At 30.8% G+C, this 21,601-nt stretch carries 18 protein-coding genes; 9 read left to right on the plus strand and 9 right to left on the minus strand.

Annotated elements, in window-relative coordinates:
* Positions 1 to 44: 44 nt before the first annotated feature.
* Positions 45 to 1,262 (plus strand): beta-helix domain-containing protein, encoded by a 1,218-nt coding sequence (locus tag ACH5TW_RS08635; protein WP_439336101.1) that lies wholly within the window; start codon positions 45 to 47, stop codon positions 1,260 to 1,262.
* Positions 1,263 to 1,329: 67 nt separating this feature from the next.
* Here ACH5TW_RS08635 and ACH5TW_RS08640 read toward each other — a convergent pair whose 3' ends face one another.
* Positions 1,330 to 1,680, minus strand: coding sequence for a toxin-antitoxin system YwqK family antitoxin (locus tag ACH5TW_RS08640; protein WP_439336102.1), 351 nt, complete (start codon positions 1,678 to 1,680; stop codon positions 1,330 to 1,332).
* 384 nt (positions 1,681 to 2,064) lie between these two features.
* Between ACH5TW_RS08640 and ACH5TW_RS08645 the strand changes: the two genes are divergently transcribed.
* Entirely contained in the window at positions 2,065 to 3,270 is a 1,206-nt protein-coding gene (locus tag ACH5TW_RS08645) for a porin (RefSeq protein ID WP_439336103.1), read from the plus strand.
* Between the two features lie 78 nt (positions 3,271 to 3,348).
* A complete protein-coding gene (locus tag ACH5TW_RS08650; RefSeq protein WP_439337503.1) occupies positions 3,349 to 5,649 on the plus strand; it encodes an inorganic phosphate transporter in 2,301 nt (766 codons plus the stop codon).
* Positions 5,650 to 5,745: 96 nt separating this feature from the next.
* On the opposite strand, the gene ACH5TW_RS08655 is transcribed toward ACH5TW_RS08650, so the two are convergent.
* On the minus strand, positions 5,746 to 7,515 hold the full coding sequence (locus tag ACH5TW_RS08655; protein ID WP_439336104.1) for a Na/Pi cotransporter family protein: 1,770 nt from the start codon (positions 7,513 to 7,515) through the stop codon (positions 5,746 to 5,748).
* A 58-nt stretch (positions 7,516 to 7,573) separates the two neighbouring features.
* Between ACH5TW_RS08655 and ppnP the strand changes: the two genes are divergently transcribed.
* Together ppnP and ACH5TW_RS08665 are read left to right on the plus strand one after the other, a co-directional pair.
* Positions 7,574 to 7,855 carry a pyrimidine/purine nucleoside phosphorylase gene (gene ppnP, locus ACH5TW_RS08660; RefSeq protein WP_439336105.1) on the plus strand — a complete coding sequence of 94 codons (282 nt, stop codon included), beginning with the start codon at positions 7,574 to 7,576 and terminating at the stop codon, positions 7,853 to 7,855.
* A gap of 76 nt (positions 7,856 to 7,931) precedes the next feature.
* A complete protein-coding gene (locus tag ACH5TW_RS08665) occupies positions 7,932 to 8,795 on the plus strand; it encodes an OmpA/MotB family protein (RefSeq protein ID WP_439336106.1) in 864 nt (287 codons plus the stop codon).
* A gap of 156 nt (positions 8,796 to 8,951) precedes the next feature.
* Here ACH5TW_RS08665 and ACH5TW_RS08670 read toward each other — a convergent pair whose 3' ends face one another.
* The 3 genes from ACH5TW_RS08670 to ACH5TW_RS08680 form a co-directional block, all read right to left on the minus strand.
* Complete coding sequence (locus tag ACH5TW_RS08670; protein ID WP_439336107.1) at positions 8,952 to 11,435, minus strand: ribonucleoside-diphosphate reductase subunit alpha; 2,484 nt, start codon at positions 11,433 to 11,435, stop codon at positions 8,952 to 8,954.
* 174 nt (positions 11,436 to 11,609) lie between these two features.
* Complete coding sequence (locus ACH5TW_RS08675; protein ID WP_439336108.1) at positions 11,610 to 12,590, minus strand: ribonucleotide-diphosphate reductase subunit beta; 981 nt, start codon at positions 12,588 to 12,590, stop codon at positions 11,610 to 11,612.
* A 294-nt stretch (positions 12,591 to 12,884) separates the two neighbouring features.
* Positions 12,885 to 13,454, minus strand: a complete 570-nt coding sequence (locus tag ACH5TW_RS08680; protein WP_439336109.1) for a DUF3109 family protein — start codon at positions 13,452 to 13,454, stop codon at positions 12,885 to 12,887.
* 187 nt (positions 13,455 to 13,641) lie between these two features.
* Here ACH5TW_RS08680 and ACH5TW_RS08685 point away from each other — a divergent pair, with 187 nt between their 5' ends.
* The 3 genes from ACH5TW_RS08685 to ACH5TW_RS08695 are packed head-to-tail and all read left to right on the plus strand — an operon-like array spanning position 13,642 to position 15,054.
* Entirely contained in the window at positions 13,642 to 14,229 is a 588-nt protein-coding gene (locus tag ACH5TW_RS08685; protein ID WP_439336110.1) for a MarC family protein, read from the plus strand.
* Positions 14,230 to 14,248: 19 nt separating this feature from the next.
* Entirely contained in the window at positions 14,249 to 14,452 is a 204-nt protein-coding gene (locus ACH5TW_RS08690) for a hypothetical protein (protein WP_439336111.1), read from the plus strand.
* Positions 14,452 to 15,054: an FAD-dependent oxidoreductase gene (locus tag ACH5TW_RS08695; protein WP_439336112.1), complete on the plus strand. Its 603-nt coding sequence runs from the start codon at positions 14,452 to 14,454 to the stop codon at positions 15,052 to 15,054. Before ACH5TW_RS08690 ends, ACH5TW_RS08695 begins: the two co-directional genes overlap by 1 nt.
* Before the next feature lie 21 nt (positions 15,055 to 15,075).
* On the opposite strand, the gene ACH5TW_RS08700 is transcribed toward ACH5TW_RS08695, so the two are convergent.
* The 4 genes from ACH5TW_RS08700 to ACH5TW_RS08715 form a co-directional block, all read right to left on the minus strand.
* Positions 15,076 to 17,796, minus strand: coding sequence for a T9SS type B sorting domain-containing protein (locus tag ACH5TW_RS08700; RefSeq protein WP_439336113.1), 2,721 nt, complete (start codon positions 17,794 to 17,796; stop codon positions 15,076 to 15,078).
* Positions 17,797 to 17,981: 185 nt separating this feature from the next.
* On the minus strand, positions 17,982 to 19,574 hold the full coding sequence (locus tag ACH5TW_RS08705) for a S41 family peptidase (protein WP_439336114.1): 1,593 nt from the start codon (positions 19,572 to 19,574) through the stop codon (positions 17,982 to 17,984).
* Positions 19,574 to 20,005, minus strand: a complete 432-nt coding sequence (locus tag ACH5TW_RS08710; protein WP_439336115.1) for a deoxycytidylate deaminase — start codon at positions 20,003 to 20,005, stop codon at positions 19,574 to 19,576. The genes ACH5TW_RS08705 and ACH5TW_RS08710 overlap by 1 nt, the downstream gene beginning before the upstream one ends.
* A gap of 209 nt (positions 20,006 to 20,214) precedes the next feature.
* Complete coding sequence (locus tag ACH5TW_RS08715) at positions 20,215 to 20,805, minus strand: HupE/UreJ family protein (RefSeq protein ID WP_439336116.1); 591 nt, start codon at positions 20,803 to 20,805, stop codon at positions 20,215 to 20,217.
* Between the two features lie 224 nt (positions 20,806 to 21,029).
* Between ACH5TW_RS08715 and ACH5TW_RS08720 the strand changes: the two genes are divergently transcribed.
* Positions 21,030 to 21,548: a hypothetical protein gene (locus ACH5TW_RS08720; protein ID WP_439336117.1), complete on the plus strand. Its 519-nt coding sequence runs from the start codon at positions 21,030 to 21,032 to the stop codon at positions 21,546 to 21,548.
* Positions 21,549 to 21,601 lie beyond the last annotated feature (53 nt).

Here is a 21,601-nt window from a genome sequence, read left to right on the forward strand (position 1 = left end):
ACAAACAATTAATAACAATAACAAAAAAATAAAACTTAGAAACGATGAAAAATAATTTATTATTAGGATTAGCAATTACAGCTTTGCTTTTTAACTCTTGCTCTACAGATGACACTGCAGATATTAATATCACAGACAACAGCGTCATTAATAACACGACTACCAATAATGGTGGAGGAAACGGAAATTCTGATGAAGAAATAGCCATTAATGCTGCTGAATATTCTTCAGATTTAACTTTAGAAGCTAACAAAACGTATACAATAAGTGGTCCTGTAATTTTAGCTGATGGTGCTAATTTAATTATTGGCGAAGGTGTAACTATTAAAGCTGTAGCAACCGGAGCTGATGTATATATAGCAATCTCACAAGGAGCACAAATTATTGCTAACGGAACAGCTGCAAATCCAATTGTAATGACATCTGGATCTGCAAATCCTGCTGCTGGACAATGGGGTGGATTAATTTTATTAGGAAAAGCACCAATTAATTCTGTAACTGGTAGTGCAACATCTACTTCTGAAATTGGAAGTTTACCTTATGGAGGTACTGATGCTTCAGATAGCTCAGGAATTTTACGCTATGTACGTGTAGAATACTCTGGTGGAGCTGCCGATGGATCTTCAGAAAACAACGGAATCTCATTTTACGGAGTTGGTGCAGGAACAACTGTTGATTATATTCAAGCATATGAAGGTGCTGATGATGGTGTTGAATTCTTTGGAGGTACTGTTGAAGTTAATCATGTAGCAGTTATTAACTGTCAAGATGATTCAATAGACTGGACAGAAGGATTCTCTGGTTCTGTAACAAACGCATACGTAAAACATGGTGCAGACCACGATAAAGCATTTGAATGTGATGGTTATAACACAGATATAGGAAACTTATCAAGCCCAAAATTCTGGTCTAAACCAACTGTAAAAGATGTAACTTTAGTTGGCTTAGGTAATACAGCTGGAACTGAAGCTATTCGTTTAAGAGCAGGTACTCAAGGCCTTTTTGATAATATCTTAATTCAAGGTTTTGAAGAAGGTTTCGATCTTGATGGTGATGCTGGTGCATCTAGCGATAACCCAACTGGTACTGGAGTAATAAATGGTGATTTAGATGTTACTAACGTAACTTTTACAGATGTTACTACTAAAATGAAAAACGATACTGGTGAAACTTTTACTGAAGCTGATTTTATTTCTGGAGATGGATTAGCTACTGGTACAGATTATGCTACTTGGGGAGCAAGCTGGACTGTTGGAAATTAATTTTAGAACCCATTATAAACAAAAAAAGCATCCCAAATGGGATGCTTTTTTTTATGCTTCATTTTGCTTAAAAATCATTTCCGCCTTTGGCGTCTGTTTCTTTTAAACCAGCAATAACATTAGCGTTATAATCTACTTCTTTAATGGTTTCATTTGTATAATAGAACCACTTGCCGACTTTTTTACCATTATCATAATTTCCCGAAATTGTTTTTTTACCTTCTGCGTTAAAACTTAACCATTCGCCTTGTAATTTACCATCTGTAGTGTAAGACCCTGTTTGACTTACTTCTCCATTGTCATGATAATAAACAACATCAATTAAATTGGTTTCTTTATTAAGTTTTAAATCTCTCTTTTGCTGAGCAAAAGATACCACAGTAATTAAAAAGGTAAAAAATAAAATAAACTTCTTCATAATTATGGGGGATTTAACATTATATATCAAATATACAAATTGCTTAACATTTAAACAATACTCACATAACATTAAATTAACATTAAAAACACAATCAACTGTATTTCAATAGATTAAAAACAAATATTTAACATTGGAATATTAATAATTACTTAATATAGAGGTTACATTAAAGTTACCTTAAAACTTGATATTTGTATTAGTCTTAAGACAAACAATTAGTATTTCATATAATCTATTAGTTTTTGTCGACTACATTATTATGATTTCTAATGAGGCTGCCTTAGGCCAAGGCAGTCTTTTTTTGTTATTAAATTAATCATTTGGAAACATTAAGTTAACATTGGTTTTAGTTATTTGCAGCGACAAAAACTAATAAATACAATGAAACTTAAAATCACGCTTATTGCAGTAGCTTTACTTGCAATTACTTCTTTAAACGCACAAGAAATTAGCGACACATCCTTTGGAAAAGGATTAATCAACTTTACAGCAAAAGACAGCTCTTTTAGTGTAAAATTTGCACCTCGTTTTCAAGTTAGATCTATGTCTTCATGGGATCATGATGGTAACCAATATGGTAGTCCAGATCATAATTTTATTGTTAGACGCGCCCGTTTAAAATTTGATGGTTTTGCATACAGCCCTAAACTAAAGTATAAATTAGAGTTAGGATTATCTAATAGAGATATTTCTGGTGCTAATCAATTTAATAGAAACACGCCTCGTTATATACTAGATGCTGTAATTATGTGGAGTTTTGCAAAAAACTGGGAATTATGGGCTGGACAAACTAAATTACCTGGAAACGTAGAACGTGTGGTATCTTCAGCAAATCTTCAATTAATAGATCGTTCTTTATTAAATAGTCGTTTTAATATAGATCGTGATTTAGGAATTCAAATTCGTCATAAATCAAATTTAGGAGGTAACTTTTTAATGCGTGAAAAATTCGCAATTTCTCAAGGTGAAGGACGAAACGTTACTGAAGGAAATGAAGGTGGTTTACAATATACGGCTCGTTTAGAACTTCTTCCTTTTGGAACATTCAAATCTAAAGGAGATTACAGTCAATCTGACTTAAAACGTGAGGATAAACCAAAACTAATGTTAGGTTATACATATAACTACAATCAAGATGCCGTTAGAGAAAGAGGTTTTGCAGGTGATTATATGATTAGAACGGATGGATCTATTTACGAAACAGATCAAACTACCATTTTTGCAGATGCTATGTTTAAATACGATGGATTTTCTTTTATGGGTGAATACGCTAAAAGAACAGCTAATGATGAAATTGCTACAGAATTAGATGGTACAACTCCAACAGGAGATGTTGTTTTAACAGGAAACGCATTAAACTTACAAGCCGGTTATTTATTTAAAAGTAACTATGAAATAGCTGCACGTTTTACAACTTTAAAATACGAAGCTATTACTAGCACATTACCTACAAAACAATATACGCTTGGTGTAAACAAATTTATAGTAGGACATAAATTAAAAGTACAAAGTGACATTAGTTATACAAGTTTAAATGGTGATGCAGACAACATCACATTTAGACTAGGTTTCGATATTCACTTTTAATTATTATAAAATAACAATTACATAACATTTTAATCATATATTGTCATGATATTTGCAGACATTTTACAATTAAAACCTATGGATAATATTTATTTATTAATGTTAATAGCAATTACAGTTTTAGCTGTTGTTGACATTATAGTTGGAGTAAGTAATGATGCGATAAATTTTCTTAACTCTGCAATTGGTTCTAAAGCAATATCTATGCGAACTATAATGATAGTTGCAAGTTTAGGTATTTTTATTGGAGCCGTTTTTTCAAGTGGTATGATGGAAGTTGCTCGTAAGGGAATCTTTGTTCCAGCAATGTTCAATTTTGAAGAGATCATGTATATATTCATGGCTGTTATGATTACAGACATTTTATTACTAGATTTTTTTAATACACTAGGTTTACCAACATCTACAACTGTTTCTATTGTATTTAATTTATTAGGTGCTGCTGTTGTTATGTCATTAATAAAAATTAGTGCTTCTGACACACAAACATTTGCAGATTTAGGCAACTATATTAACACAGAAAAAGCAATTACTATAATCAGTGGTATTGTAATGTCTGTATTTATAGCCTTTTCTGTTGGTGCATTGGTACAATGGGTTTCTCGTTTAGTATTTACATTTCAATATGAAAATAAAATAAAAAACTTTGGAGCAATATTTGGTGCTATTTGTTTAACAGCAATTACTTATTTTATCTTCTTAAAAGGATTAAAAGGTACGCCATATTATAAAGATTTAAAAGGCCTTGTTCAAGGAAACGAAATCTTTATCATTTTAGCAAGTTCAGTTTTGTGGTTAGGAGTTTCTTTTGCATTTCAAGCCATCACTAAAAAATCAATATTATTAGTAGTTATAGCTGTAGGAACATTTGGTTTAGCATTAGCATTCTCTGGTAACGACCTAGTAAATTTTATTGGTGTACCAATGGCCGCATACCATTCTTATGATGCATGGGCTGCTTCAGGAATAGACCCTACAATGTTTTCTATGGAGGTTTTAGATAAAAAAGTTCCTGCAGAACCTTTACTTTTATTTATAGCTGGAGGTGTTATGGTATTAACATTATGGTTTTCTAAGAAAGCTAAAACAGTTGCAGAAACTGAATTGAGCTTATCTCGTCAAGGAGATACTCATGAAAAATTTGAGCCTAATATGTTATCAAGAGGTATTGTAAAAGGTTCTTCTTGGTTATCTGATGCTTTAAGTGCTATAGTCCCAAAATCGACTCAAGAAAAAATAGGAAGAAGTTTTGAAAAACCAACAACTCAAACAATAACAAAAGATCAAAGTATTAATGCTCCTGCTTTTGATATGATTAGAGCTTCTGTTAACTTAATGGTAGCAGGTGTATTAATTGCTATTGCTACTTCAATGAAATTACCTTTATCTACAACTTACGTAACTTTTATGGTTGCTATGGGGTCTTCATTTGCAGATCGTGCTTGGGGAAGAGAAAGTGCTGTTTACAGAGTAGCTGGTGTATTAAATGTTATTGGTGGTTGGTTTGGAACTGCATTAGGTGCTTTTATTGCTGCAGGTATTGTTGTTTTCTTAATTAAATGGAACCCACAAGTAATGGCTCCAATATTGTTATTATTAACAACAATATTATTAACAAGAAACTATTTATCTCATAAGAAAAAATCGAATAAAGCTATTGAAGAAGACAGCTTAACTCAAGCAGAAAGTAGTTCGGTTCAAGGTGTTATTCATGAAAGCGCAAATAATATTGCTAATGTTGTAAAACGTGGTAATAAAATTTATTCTAGTGCTATAAATGGTTTAGCAAAACAAGATTTAGTTTTACTAAAAAAGAATAAGAAAAATATTGTAAAACTATCTGAAGAAATTGATAACCTTCGAGACAATATTTTCTACTTTATTAAAAACCTAGACGAATCAAGTGTTGGCGCTAGTAATTTCTACATCAACATTTTAGGTTACTTACAAGACATGACACAATCTTTAGAATATATATCTAAAGTAAGTCATAAACACGTAAACAATAACCACAAAAAACTTAAGTTCAATCAAATTAAAGAACTTAAATTAATAGACGAAACTCTTGAAACATTATTTAATACAACCAAAAACGCCTTTGATTCTCAATCTTTCGAGCAAATTGGTGATATTTTAAATAACAAAAAAGAAGTTTTTGATTTAGTAACAGAAAAAATTCAAAGACAAGTTGAACGTACAAGAACTGAAGAATCTAGTCCAAAAAATACGACCTTATACTTTAGTCTTCTTTTAGAAACAAAAGATTTGCTTACTGCTACTATGAATCTTTTAGAGGAATATTACAAAGCTCATGATAGTTCCGTAGAGCCTGCAACAATAGAGCCTGAAACTCTAGTTGCTGATAAGGAAGAAGAATAAATAGACAATACCCTAATAACTTACAGAGTAATTTATTAGGTACTTCGTAACAAATATTACATAGCCCATATCAGAAATATTTTTTGATATGGGTTATTAATTTTTATCAGTATCTTCTAATAACGAATCATTTTTACCATATAATAATTCAGCAACATCAATTAACTTTTTAATCATATCATTTACATTGGTATAATCATTAAATAAAGACGAAGCCATTTCTGCAGTTATTAAATCTTTTCTTATTAATCTATCAATAGATTTATTACTTTGCCTTATATTTTCTTTCGCATTACTTTTCAACTGTTTTAATTTTGCTGCATATTTTTCTACATTATTTTCTTCCGTTCTAAACAAATAAATAACTCTTAAAACTTTAGTCAATTTTTTTCTATAACTATCGTATTCGTTTTGTAAATGTTTATTATTCATAGTAAGAACTAAACTTATATTTTTATTTAATTCTCTTGCATCTTTTACAATCTCTACCATTTTTCTATTAGCAATTTTAATATCCATAATAGCTTTATCTTGTCTATTATTTAAATTTAAAGTGCTTTGAGCAGTGGAACCATACTTTATAATTTCACCATAAATAGTTTTAACCTTTGTATAATATAAATCTTCGATATCAGTCTTAAAATCTACTGTCGATTTTTTAATAACTGATTTTAGCTTTTCATCAGACTTTATATCTTCTCTATGAATATTTAAAGCATGTGAAACTATTTCGAAAACACTGTTTTTATATAAATATTTCGACTCCTTTACTAATGCAGAAATTGCAGACCCTGGAAACTTTAAAGCTGCCGGATTAAGATATTTTGGTTCGTCTACATCCTTATCAACATGCTCTTTAAAGAATCTCAATAAAAAGCGTTCTAATCTTTTAATAAAAGGCAACATTAAAAGTACTCCTAAAACATTAAATATGGTATGAAACAAAGCCAGTTTTAAAGTATAATTAGTAAAAGCAATGTGTAATATTTCAGATAAGTTATTTACTAATCTTGCCAGCGGAAATATTAAAGCCATGGCCACTAACCCTGTAATACCATTAAAAATTAAATGTGCGGTTGCCAATCTTCTTCCCGCACTGTTTGAACTAAGCGCTCCTAATACAGCTGTAATAGTAGTACCTATATTAGCACCTATAGCCAATGCTAAGGCATTTTCATACTCTATTTGTCCAGCAGCTAAAGCTGTTAAAATTAACGCCAGTGTTGCGCTACTAGATTGTAAAATGGTGGTAATTATAATGCCAAGACCCGTATAAATTAGTACGCCTAAAAACCCAGAAACAGCATATTCAGATAAGTCTATATATTCTTTAAACACATCAAAACCCTCTTTCATGTAATGAATACCAAGAAAGAAAAAGCCTAATCCTGCTAAAACATTTCCAACACCTTTAAGAGCGACCTTTTTTTGAAATGAAAAAATAATTCCGAAAACAAGCATTGGCATTGCTAATGCTGAAATTTTTATTTTAAGTCCGAAACCTGCAACTAACCAAGCAGTAGCTGTTGTACCTATATTTGCTCCAAATATTAATCCTAAACCTTCTGCCAAGGTAATTAAGCCTGCGCTTATAAATGATATGGTAATAACAGAAACTAATGAACTAGATTGTATTAATGCTGTAACAAGTGCTCCTGCCGTAATGCTTTTATAAAGTTTATTTGTAGCCTTTTTTAAAATGTTTTGTAATGGCCCTTTTGTAAAAACTTTAAACCCTTCTTCTAACATTATCATTCCAAAAAGCAGAATAGCTACTCCTGCTGAAATTGTTTTAAAATTTGGATTTAAATAAAGAATAACTCCTAAGGCAATTAAAAGCCCAAAGAAAAAAGACTTTCTTATCATATAAAATTATTTAATAATTGAAATTAAATATAGTATTTTTGACACGAAAAAACTATTTATGATTTCAACAAACGAATATTTTGAAGGGCATGTAAAATCTTTAGGTTATACATCAGCAAAAGGAAAATCTACTATTGGTGTTATGGAAGCAGGCGAATACGAATTCGGTACTTCTACACACGAAACAATGATTGTAATAGAAGGTGAAATGACTGTTAAACTTCCCGGAGCTTCAGATTGGGCTACTTATAAAGCAGGATCATCATACGAAATTGAAGCCAATGAAAAATTTCAAGTAAAAGTATCTACACAAACGGCTTATTTATGCCAATATAAATAGTTGTTAAAAAAGTTACATGCTTCATAATCTATAATGAGTTTCATTACGTAAATGATGTAAACCTAAAGTTATAATTATGAAGAACATTTCAATTTTATTATTAGCTACAATTATTACAGTTTCTTGTGTTTCTAAAAAGAAATATATAGCCTTACAACAAGAAAATGGAGAAATTAAAAGTGAATTACAAAAAACAAAAGTTGCTAAAGAAGATTTAGAAGCTAAGTTTGATAAAATTCAAGCTAGAGTTAGTGCTTACAACTCTAAAATAGCGACTCTTAAACAAGAGAATGACACCAAGTTAGATGTTGTTGGTAATGTTGCTGTAATATCAAATGACACTAAAGTAAAAATACGTGAAACATTAAAACATGTTGATGCTAGCAAATTAAGTCAGGCTAAAACACTTAAAGACTCTATGAATTTAGCGGTTGCTTACAATCTTGAAAAAACGATTAGCGAAAGTAACATGGATGAGAATGACGATTTTGCTGTAAATATTAATGAAACTGTTGTTATGATTTCTATTGCTGATAATATGTTATTTAATACTGGTAGCTACAGATTAAGTTCTAAAGCTGATACAGTTTTACAAAAATTGGCGGATGTTATTAACTCTGAACCAAGTTTAGATGTTATGGTTGAAGGCCACACAGATTCTAGATCAATAAGTACTGCAAACATTGCAGACAACTGGGATTTAAGTGTATTAAGATCTACATCTGTTGTTCGTAAATTACAAGAAAAATACAATGTAGCTCCTGAAAAATTAATTGCAGCTGGTAGAAGTAGTTACCAACCTATTGCAGATAATGATTCTTCTGAAAACAGATCTAAAAACAGACGTACAAGAATTATTATACTTCCAAACATTAACAAATTTTTCGCTTTAATGTCTGAAAATGAAGGAACTGTTGCGGAAAATAATTTATTAGATTAATTTATAAATTGAATTTTTTGATATAAAAAAAGCATCCTAATTAGGATGCTTTTTAATTTTTATTTACTTCATAACACAAAAAAAGCACCTCTTTCGAGATGCTTTTCTAAAAATTTGGGGTTCCCCCTTTCGAGGGAACAAACCCAATATAATAAATTAAGATCCGCACATTAAGCAATCATCTCCTTCAGCTTCTTTAGCTTGTGCTATAAGTGCTTTCATTTCTTCGGCAGTCATAGGTTCTACTTCTGGTTCATTTTGCTTAGCAAATTTAGCGGCATTTTGAGCTGCTAATTTCTTTTTCTTTGATTCTTCTTTCTCTTGAGCAACATCATTAACTTCTACTACTTCAGCAACTGGTTCTTCTTTTTTAGCTGTATTTAAAGTAAATTTAATGGCATCAACAGCACTTTTAGTACGTAAATAATACATCCCTGTTTTTAAGCCACTTTTCCAAGCATAAAAATGCATTGATGTTAACTTAGCCATAGTTGCTCCTTCTAAGAATAAGTTAAGCGATTGTGATTGATCTATAAAGTATCCTCGTTGACGAGACATATCTATAATATCTTTCATGCTTAACTCCCACACTGTTTTGTATAAGTCTTTTATATCTTGAGGAATGATATCGATTCCTTGTACCGAACCATTAGCTCTCATAATATCTTGTTTTAAACCTTCATTCCATAAACCTAAGTCTACTAAATCTTCAAGTAAGTGCTTATTAACTACAATAAACTCACCAGATAATACACGACGTGTATATATATTAGATGTATATGGCTCAAAACACTCATTGTTACCAAGTATTTGAGATGTTGATGCTGTTGGCATTGGTGCTACTAATAATGAGTTACGCACACCGTTTTTAAGCACTTGTTTACGTAGTTTTTCCCAATCCCAATTACCACTTAAATCGGCATCATTTAATCCCCAAAGGTTATGTTGAAAATCGCCTTTACTTATAGGTGACCCTTCATATGTTTGGTAAGGACCATCTGCTTTTGCTTCCTCCATACTTGCTGTTACAGCAGCATAATAAAGTGTTTCAAAAATATCTTGATTTAATTTTTTAGCCTCATCACTAGTAAAAGGCATACGTAATTTTATAAATGTATCTGCCAATCCTTGAACCCCAAGACCAATTGGTCTATGACGCATATTGGAGTTTTCTGCTTCTATTACTGGGTAGTAATTTCTATCAATAACTCTATTTAAATTTTTAGTAACACGTTTTGTAATACGGAACAGTTCTTTATGATCGAACGCACCATTTTTAACAAACATTGGCAACGCTATAGATGCTAAATTACATACAGCTACCTCATCTGGTGATGTATACTCTAAAATCTCAGTACATAAATTTGAAGAACGAATGGTTCCTAAATTTTGTTGATTAGATTTACGGTTAGCTGCATCTTTATACAACATATATGGAGTACCTGTCTCAATTTGAGATTCTAATATTTTCTCCCAAAGTTCACGTGCTTTTATAGTTTTACGTCCTTTTCCTTCTGCTTCATATTTCAAATATAAAGCTTCAAAAGCTTCACTATGGGCTTCATCCATTCCTGGACATTCGTTAGGACACATTAATGTCCAAGGTCCATCTTCTTCAACACGTCTCATGAATAAATCTGAAATCCACATCGCATAAAATAAATCACGCGCACGCATTTCTTCTTTACCATGATTTTTCTTTAAATCTAAGAAATCAAAAATATCGGCATGCCAAGTTTCAATATAAATAGCAAAACTTCCTTTACGTTTTCCTCCTCCTTGATCTACATAACGAGCCGTGTCATTAAACACTTGAAGCATTGGTACAATACCATTACTTGTACCATTAGTACCTGCAATATAACTTCCTGTAGCACGCACATTATGAATAGCTAATCCTATTCCTCCGGCAGATTGTGAAATTTTTGCAGTTTGTTTTAATGTATCGTAAATCCCATCAATACTGTCTTCTTTCATTGTTAAAAGAAAACATGAAGACATTTGCGGTTTTGGTGTACCTGAATTGAATAATGTTGGTGTAGCGTGTGTAAAATATTTTTTAGACATAAGTTCGTATGTCTCAATAGCAGCATCTAAATCGTTTAAATGAATGCCTATTGAAACACGCATAAGCATGTGCTGCGGACGTTCGGCAATTTGCCCGTTTAATTTCAAAAGATATGAACGTTCTAGTGTTTTAAAACCAAAATAATCATAACCAAAATCGCGATTGTATATAATAGTTGAATCTAGGCGATCTTTATTAGCCATAATTACTTCATATACATCATCAGCTAAAAGAGGTGCATCTTTACCTGTTCTTGGATTTACATACTTATGCAAATCTTCCATAACCTCACTAAAGGTTTTCTTTGTGTTTTTGTGTAAATTAGAAACAGAAATACGTGCTGCTAAACGTGCGTAATCTGGATGTGCAGTAGTCATGGTTGCAGCAATTTCTGCAGCTAGATTATCAAGTTCGCTGGTAGTAACACCATCATAAAGTCCTTCAATAACACGCATTGCTACTTTTAACGGATCTACTAATTCGTTTAATCCGTAACATAACTTACGTACTCTTGCTGTAATTTTGTCGAACATTATTTGTTCTTTTCTGCCATCTCTTTTTACTACATACATTGTCTACACGGTTTTAGTTTTTCTGACACACCTTCAGAAAAATGGTTAGTTATTTATTCTACATTTTAGCTTTTATGATAATAAGCTAAAATTCAGTTACTTTGGTTAATTTAAATAAATGGTACTTAGTTTAGTTTTCCATTGAATGGAATGTCATTTTAATTGAAAATTCAATTAAAAATCGGCGTCAAAACTGAACTTATCCTTATCATCTTCTTTATTAAGAACACCAGCTTTTTGGTAATCTCCAACACGTTTCTCAAAGAAATTTGTTTTCCCTTGCAAAGAAATCATGTCCATAAAATCGAAAGGATTAGATGAATTATAAACTTTTTCGCATCCAAATTCAGTTAGTAATCTATCGGTTACAAACTCTAAATATTCTGTCATTAACTTAGCATTCATTCCAATTAAACTCGCTGGAAGCGATTCAGTAATAAATGAACGCTCAATATCTAAGGCGTCTGTTAATATTTGTGTAATTCTATCTTTTGGCACTTTATTTACAATATGATTTTCATGTAAATGCACAGCAAAATCACAATGTAAACCTTCATCTCTAGAAATAAGTTCGTTAGAAAAGGTTAAACCAGGTAATAAACCACGTTTTTTAAGCCAAAATATTGAACAGAAACTTCCTGAAAAGAAAATACCTTCTACAGCTGCAAAAGCAATTAAACGCTCAGCAAAACTAGGAGAATCTATCCATTTAAGTGCCCATTCTGCTTTTTCTTTAATAGCAGGAAACACTTCAATAGCATTAAATAACGCATCTTTTTCTTTATCGTCTTTTACGTATGTATCAATTAATAATGAATACACTTCAGAGTGAATGTTTTCCATCATAATTTGAAATCCATAAAAGAATTTAGCTTCTGAATACTGTACTTCAGATACAAAATTTTCAGCTAAATTTTCATTTACAATACCATCACTAGCTGCAAAAAATGCTAAAACATGTTTAATAAAATAACGTTCGTCATCATTTAATTTATTATTCCAATCATTAAGGTCTTGATGCAAATCAATTTCTTCGGCAGTCCAAATACTAGCCTCTTGCTTTTTATACCATTCCCAAATATCATGATGTTGAATTGGAAAAATAACAAAACGATCTTTGTTTTCTTGAAGAATGGGTTCTATAGCTTGAGACATTGGATTTTTTCTTTTTTTATAAAATTAAACGAAAATTTGCTTTGATTTCGGGTTAACAAAGATTGGAAAATGTAGCCATAAATGAAAGGCATAGTTATAAACATTGTCAACAAGTTTTTAACAAAACTTAACAAATTTTGACAATTACAAAAAACCTTACGTTATTGTAATTATTTGATTTTCAGCAATTTAATTTTGACAAAAATCGCTTAAGCACTATAAAATAAGGATTCTTAATTTTAAAAAGTTTACAAAAAAAATTGAAGATTATTTTAAATTTTAAAATAGGCTAGATTAACTTTTTTTAGAATTGGCTACTTTTTCCAACTCCATGTACCAATCTTCACCAAATTTTCTAATTAAGGCTTCTTTTACAAATTTATAGACAGGAACACCTAATTCTTCACCAAGAGTACAGGCATCATCACAAATTTGCCATTTATGATAATTTACAGCAGAAAACTCACTATAATCTTGTACTCTAACAGGATATAAATGACAAGATACTGGTTTTTTCCAAGACACTTCGCCTTGATTATAGGCTTCTTCAATAGCACAAAGCGCTACTTTTTTATCATCAAAAATAACATATGCACAATCAGCCCCATTAATTAAAGGTGTTTCTAATTCACCATCTTCAGAGGTTGTATATGAACCTTGAGACTCTATAGCATTTATACCTTCCTTTCGTAAAAAAGGTTTTACTTTAGGATAAATATCTTCCAATATTTTAGCCTCATCTGCCTCTAAAGGCGCTCCAGCATCACCATCGATACAACAGGCTCCTTTACAAGCAGATAGGTTACATAGAAAATCTTTTTCTATAATATCTTCCGAAACAATGGTCTTTCCTATTTGAAACATAAATTATTTATCTTGTTGTCTGCAAAAATAGTTAACTTTAGGTGAATTTTATTAAGATAATAAGCTACTTTTGCGGAAAAATTCAAATCATTTTTTTAGATGTTATGAATTTTAAATTACAGTTTTTCCAAGAATGTCAAACCAATAGAAGCGCAGCAAGCTGTGAGACAATTTAAAACTCAAAACGATGCAATTTAATTTTAAAGAAATATTTACTGCTTTTATGATACTATTTGCAGTAATAGATATTATTGGAAATATTCCAATTGTCATTGATTTACGAAAAAAAGTTGGTCATATACAAAGTGGAAAAGCGGCTGTAATTGCTGGAGTTATTTTAATTGTTTTCCTTTTTTTAGGAAAAAGTATTTTAACCCTTATTGGTATTGATGTAAATTCATTTGCTGTAGCAGGTGCTTTTATATTATTTTTTATTGCTTTAGAAATGATTTTAGGTATTACATTATATAAACAAGAAGAACATACTGCTCTAACAGCCTCTATTTTTCCTTTAGCCTTTCCTCTTATTGCTGGACCAGGAAGCTTAACCACTTTACTTTCATTAAGAGCCGAATTTAGAATAGAAAATATTATTGTTGCAGTTTTAATGAATGTTCTTATTATCTTTATAGTATTAAAAACATCTGGGAAAATTGAGCGTATTTTAGGAGCTAATGGTATAAACATTATTCGTAAAGTTTTTGGGGTAATTTTGCTAGCTATTGCTGTTAAATTATTTGCACATAATATTAAAGCACTTTTTGATCTTGTATAAAAATGATAAATAGAAACGCATGAAAATATTAACTATTACAATAAGTGTCATTGCTTTAGGGCTTATGATTTTCAACTTTACTAAAGTTGACTTTAACACTCCTTTTGAAGGAGAAAGTACGATTGCATTAATTACTATTGCAGCATCTCTTTGCGTGATATTAATGATGGCTATTTTAAGAACTTCAAAACGTATTGAACAAAAAGTAAAAGGACGCCATTAATGTATGATGCTTTAATAATTGGAGGCGGTGCCGCTGGCATGTCTTGCGTATTGGTTTTAGGTTCTGCTAAAAACAAAGCCTTTGCTACAAATAAGCGTGTTGGTATTATTACACACCAAAAAACATCGCATTTACAAACAGCCTTATTTAATAATGTTTTAGGTCTAGAACCCGGAACAACAGGCGCTTCTATTTTAGAAAATGGCAAAAAACAACTTACCTCTTTATATCCTCATGTTGAACAAATAGACAAAGAGAAAGTTTGCGACGTATCTAAATCTGATAACGGATTTATAGTTAAGACCAATAAAAACACCTACACTTCTAAAATTGTTGTTATAGCCGTTGGCTATACCAATTTAATGACTATTAAAGGTCTTGAAAATTATATAAAACCACATCCAAGAGCTGCTATTGAAAAAGATCGTATTTGGCTAAAAAACACAGACCATTTAATTGAAGAAAACTTATATGTCGCAGGCTCTTTAGCTGGTTGGCGTAGTCAATTTGCTATTTGTTCAGGTAGTGGCGCACATGTAGCAACAGATATTCTTACGCTTTGGAATAATGGGAAGCACGTTAAAGTGCATGATAAAATTTAATTTCATATAAAGAAATAACATTTATCGCTTTAATGTAAAATGCCCATTTTTTGATACTCCATCTGAAAAAATAACTCTAAACCAATAATCATTTGAAGGCATACTAATACCATTATAATTACCATCCCAACTTCTATTACTCGAAGTTAAAAGTTTTAAAAGTCTTCCATATCTATCATAAATATAAAGGGAATAATTTAAATCTGTATCTCCAGCTAAATTCCAAAAATCATTAACTCCATCGTTATTTGGTGTAAAAAATCTTGGGAAATATAAAATTGAAACTAATTCCTCAAACCAACCACAACCATTTTTCTCGCGGCCAAAAACAGTATATTCCCCTCCCAATAAATTATTAAAAATTGACGATGATTGATAGTTAATTCCATCAATTGAATATTCGTATTCTATTGGAGAATTAACAAATATCTCAATACTATTATTATCACTAAGTCCTTTAGTTTTTATAGTATAATTATAAAACTTAAAAAGCTCTATAAACTTTACTTCAACTGTTGACGACACTGTTGCGCAAGAACTTTCTAAACCAACACTATACGAATACAAACCTGGTTCGTCAATTAAAGGGTCGAAAACGCCTGTGCCACTTGACGGCTGAGGGCTCCAAACACCTCCAGAATCGGGATTTCCTAAGAGGGAATCAAATAAATCGACAGGTTGACTTCTTATACATATTTCCAATTCACTATCGGTTCCTGCATTAGGCAGTAACGTTTCTATTTGAACTTCTACCTGAGAAGAATCACTACCACATAAACCATACGAAATGGTATAGATATAAACACCAGCATCATCAATAATAGGGTCAAAAACGCCTGTGCCACTTGTTAGTTCTGGACTCCAAACACCTCCAGAATCAGGATCCCCCAATAAAACATCGAATAAATCTATTGGGTCATCTGTATAACAAACTTTTAAAACTTCATCTCCTCCTGCTACCGGCAGCTCTGTTTTAATGTCAACACTAACTTCTGAAAAACCACTACAGGCATCACTAAGGAAAGTATACTTATAAACACCTCCAGAATCAATAGCAGGGTCAAACAATCCTGTTTCACTTGTTAAAGTAGGACTCCAATCACCTCCAGCATCTGGTGTCCCCATTAAACTATTAAATAAATCTATTGGAGCGTCATAAATACAAACTACTACACTACCATTTTCACCAATATCAAAAGAGCTATCTTGCTGAAAATCAAAAACTCCATTACCATCTGCATCAAGAGGAGTTGTATAACCATCAAAAACTCCAATTACCAAACCATTTAAATCAACAGAAACAGGTAAACTACCTAATACCCCATCTTGATCACCATCAGAAAAACCAGCTTCTATAACATCCAAACAACCGTCGTTATCACTATTCAAATCACGATAATCTGGAAAATTGTCATTATCAGTATCTCTATCTAAAAGGCCTGCTTGTTCAACAACATCTAAAATACCATCATTATCATCGTCTAAATCAATATCATTTGTAACACCATCTTCATCAAAATCATTAGGGCAATTTTCTATTATTTCAGATTTAGTTAAACATGCAGAAGGGTTTCCAAAAATATTAATATCCCCAAAAACAGTTCCGTTAGTTAATAAATTACATAAAGCAGCGCAATCTGTTAATAGTATATTATCTCTTAAAAGTATCGCTGACCCACCAGTAACTCCAACTTTACTTAAACTCTCTAAACCTAATAAACTTGTTATAGATTCATTAAAAGAAATATTTAAAATTCCTGTAGTTGATAAATTACTAAACCCTATTAAGCTGATTAATTTTTCATTATTTGTAATATCCAACCCACCTTGTAGTTTAGTGAGTTTTTGAAACCCTGATATTACTGTTAGTAATGTGTTTTGATGAATATGAATATTACGTTGCGATGTATCTATAGCACCACCAATATAAATAACATTATTAAATCCATTAATATCTGTAAGGCTAGTATCATCAATTTCTAAACTACTGCCTATAGTCTCTAATTTAGAGAAACTAGGTATACTTCGAATTTTACTCCCATGAAAAAGTATTTTACCCTGAACCGTATTTAAGTTTCTAAAACCTTGAACTGATACTAGTAAATAATTAAACTGAATAATTAAATCTTGTCCTATTTTTTTTAAAAAATTAAAACTATTTATAGAAGGTAAATCAATATTATCTTCTATGGTTAAATTACGACCTATGGCACTTAATTTTTTAAATTCTGGTATACTAATTAAATTTAAATTATCTGAAATACTCAAAGAACCATTGATACTAGACAAATTTTCAAATCCAGTTATACTTTCTAACCTAAAATTATCCTCTATATAAAGATTACCCTCAATTGTTTCTAAACTATCAAAGCCTCCAATGTTTTTGAGCGGTCCTGGTTGAAAAATAACAAAATCCCCTCCAATAACACTAAGTTTATTAATCCCTTCAATGGTTACCAAACTCCTATTATTTTCTAAGTAAATATTTTCCAATATAAACTCTAGATTCTGAAAATTAGTAACACTCGTTATTTCTGAACTTTCTATTATAAGCGAACCTTCAATTCGTTTTACACTCTTTAAATTGGATATATCATTTGCTGAATAGCTAATAACTAAATCTCCTAATATAGTCTCACAATTTGGATAATCCTCTATAAAATTAATTACATCTTCCTGAGTTAATAAATACACATCACCCGGTGGGCATTGAGAAAACACCGACTTGCATATTAAAAGCATAAAACTCAATGTAACCAACTTATACATTCAATACATCTCTAATTTAGTTGACTAAATATATTAAATATTTGGTCAACTAAATTAAATACGACGAAGACGGATTAGTATTACACCTCTAAAAGAATAAATATAAAGCTAGGGAATAATACAAAACATAAAGGTTCATAATAAAATTGAAAATTAAACTACTCTTCTCCCTTACTTAACCTAACAACCTCATCAATCATAATATCGCGCTGATTTATAATTTCTTCATAAGCATCAGTACCATATAATTGATTTGCCAAAGTAGCTTTAAGGTATTGTTTTACCTCATCATGATAAGCCACAAATGTAATTTTAGAATTCATTCTTACATTTATATAATCTTGAAAAGCAAATACCATATCGTCATCTACCTCAAAAGAATCTATAAAATCTTGTTTGGTAACATCTTGATAAATATTTCTGCTTTTCTCTAATTCTTCAAAAACAAAATACCCAATAAAACCACGACGCTGTAAAAAAGTAAGCGTTTCATTATGCATCGTATTATCAATAGGTACAAACACATCAGGAATAATACCGCCACCACCGTAAACAACCTTTCCGCCTGGTGTAGTATATTTTAAAGAATCGACAACTTCTATTTTTTCAGAATCTAACAACTCACCACTTTGAATTCTCATAGAATATTCGTCGTAATAATCTTTATTTCCATTTTCGTAAGACCGCTGTATAGAACGACCCGTTGGTGTATAATAACGTGCTACGGTTAAACGCACTGCACTACCATCTCCTAATTCCATTTCGTGTTGCACGAGTCCCTTACCATAAGAGCGTCTCCCAACAATAGTTCCTTTATCATTATCCTGTAATGCTCCAGCAACAATCTCACTTGCCGAAGCTGAATTTTCATCTATTAGCACATAAATTTTTCCGTCTTCAAAATCACCTTCATCGGTAGCAAAACTTTCTTCGGTATTCCCGCGTTTATTTTTAGTAAATAATATAAGTTTATCATCTTCTAAAAACTCATCTACTATTTTTACTGCAATATCTAAAAACCCACCTGGATTCTCTCGTAAATCTAAAGCAATTTCTGTGGCACCTAAATCTTGTAATTTATCTAAACCTTTTTTAAATTCTCTATACGTACTTTCTGCAAAACGATTTATTTTAATATAACCCAATTTATCGGTTAGCATATAAGCAGCATCAACACTTTTTAAAGGAATTCTATCACGCTTTAGTTTAAAATCTAAAAGCTCTGGTTCTCCTTTTCTAAAAACTTTTAAATTCACATTAGAATTTATATTTCCTTTAAGCTTTTTTATGAGTTCGCCGTCATCTAATTTTTCGCCAAACAACGAATCGCCATTTGCCATAACAATTCTATCGCCACCTTTAATACCAGCTTTTTCACTTGGACCACCTTCTGTAGTTCTTATAACTGCAATAGAATCTTTATACGTATAAAACTGAATACCAATACCAACAAAATCACCCTTCATATTATCGGAAACACGCTGCATATCTTCTTTAGGAATATATACCGAATGAGGGTCTAAATTTTCTAAAATACCATTTACTGTTACATCAACAATACTATCAGTATTTATATCATCAACATAATCGTAATCAATATAATCAATTAGCCTATTAAGCTTATCTTTTTTTGTGTTTTTAGAAAACAATCGTTCTGGCGAATCTGCAAAATTTAACTTTCCTCCAATAAAAATACCAGCTGCAATGGCAGCACCTAAAATTAAGGGCAAATATTTTTTTTGGTATGACATTAAGCTTTTATATCTTCAATTTGTTTAAGTTTTATTCCTGCTTTTTCTAAGAATTTTAATCCAGAATCATCTTTATAACCTTCTTTATAAACCACCTTTACAATACCTGCTTGATGGATTAACTTACTACACTCTTTACAAGGCGACATAGTTATATAAAGCGTCGCGCCTTTACAAGATTGTGTAGACGCAGCTACTTTTAAAATAGCATTTGCCTCGGCATGTAACACATACCATTTGGTGTAGCCTTCATCATCTTCACAAAAATTTTCAAATCCAGATGGCGTACCGTTATACCCATCAGAAATAATCATTCTATCCTTTACAATAAGTGCTCCTACTTGTCTACGGTTACAATACGACAATTTCCCCCACTCTTGTGCAATTCTCAAATAAGCCTTATCGTACTTAAGTTGTTTATTTTTTGGCATTAAATTTTTTTAATTATGGCGTTTCCCTCATTTAAAATTTTACGTTTTAAAAAGAAACCATTTAACAATTCGGGTCAGGCTTTTCGTTACAATCTTTTGCAAAAAAGCAAAAGGATTTTCACTGCAATCCTTAACGCAAAATAATATAACGAAGATACTTAGTTCGTATTTTAATTACAATGCAAGTTCGTTAAAGTTTTATGAAAGTTTTATGATAAAAAATCACTGTTTAAAATCATAGGAATAACTAAACCAACTACTATAGCAGAAATTACCATTATCCAATCGCGTTTAGAAAATCTAAAAATAGTTTGCACTAAATAGCCCAAAAACAGCACTATAAACACAATAATAACTTGCGAGAATTCAATACCCAAAGCAAACTCAAACAATAATAGTAATTTACTATCTGTATCTCCTAAAAGCATTTTAAACTCGCGTGCAAAACCTAAACCATGCACTAATCCAAAAAACAAAGTAGATAAAAATAAAACGCCTACCTTTTCTTTTTGCGCCCCTTTTCCTGCTGTAAACACATTAAAAAGAGCAACAATTAAAATAGTAACCGGAATTAAAAATTCGACAATTTCACCATTAACACTAACGACATTGTATGCTGCTAAAACTAATGAGAGTGTATGTCCTAATGTAAACATAGAAACCAACAATAAAGCACGTTTCCAGTCTTTAAAAACATAGGGAACTGTTAGTACAATAAGAAATAAAACATGATCGTAAGCATTAATATCTAGAACATGGTTAATACCGTATTCTACATTAAACCAAAAGTTTTCAAGCATAATAATTAAATTTAGGGTGGTTCAAATATACAATTAATTAGATGTATTTAAAATCATACTATTCTTATCTGTTGTTAAAACAAATAGCATCATATAAATAATATTTTCAATTTGATTAGCGTTTACTTAATTAAAAAATAAACTATTAATATATCTTTGTAAATCATCTAGAACTAAATCTTTTTTCAAAGCATGTAATTAAAAGATGTAATTAATAAAAACACATGAATATTAAATTTTTAGCAGCACTTAGTTTATTTGTAATTTTTCTCTCTTGTAAACAAAAAGAAGAAACTAATTTAGAGAATAATAAAGACACTAATACAATTAGTGGTATAACAGAAAAAGATATTTCTAAACTAAATTATATTGAATTTGCTCTAGATAAAAAAACCGAAAAAGCCATTGAAGATTGGAATGATTATAAAGAATTACAGATTATTGTAACCAATGTTAAAAAAGGCGATTTAAGTTATTTTGATAATGAGGAAGACCCAATAAAGGAGCTTATGAAAAATGCTATACAAACTATTCCTAGCATAGTAAATACCGATCCTATTTTAGCAAGAATAACAGTTTTAGAAACAAAACTTTACAAACTAGAAGATGTATCGACATTATTATCTACTAGTAAAAAAGAATTACTGGAAAGTATAAAAGAGTTTTTAGAATCTTTTTCTAACCTTAATTTTCAAATGAATAAAAAAATAGAAAATGACAATCAGAATATTGAAAAGCCTTAAAAATTATTTTCAATAAAAAAGAGGCGTTTTTAATTTAGAAACGCCTCTTTTTT

The sequence above is a fragment of the Thalassobellus sediminis genome, from assembly GCF_044386045.1.
Taxonomy (GTDB): domain Bacteria; phylum Bacteroidota; class Bacteroidia; order Flavobacteriales; family Flavobacteriaceae; genus Thalassobellus; species Thalassobellus sediminis.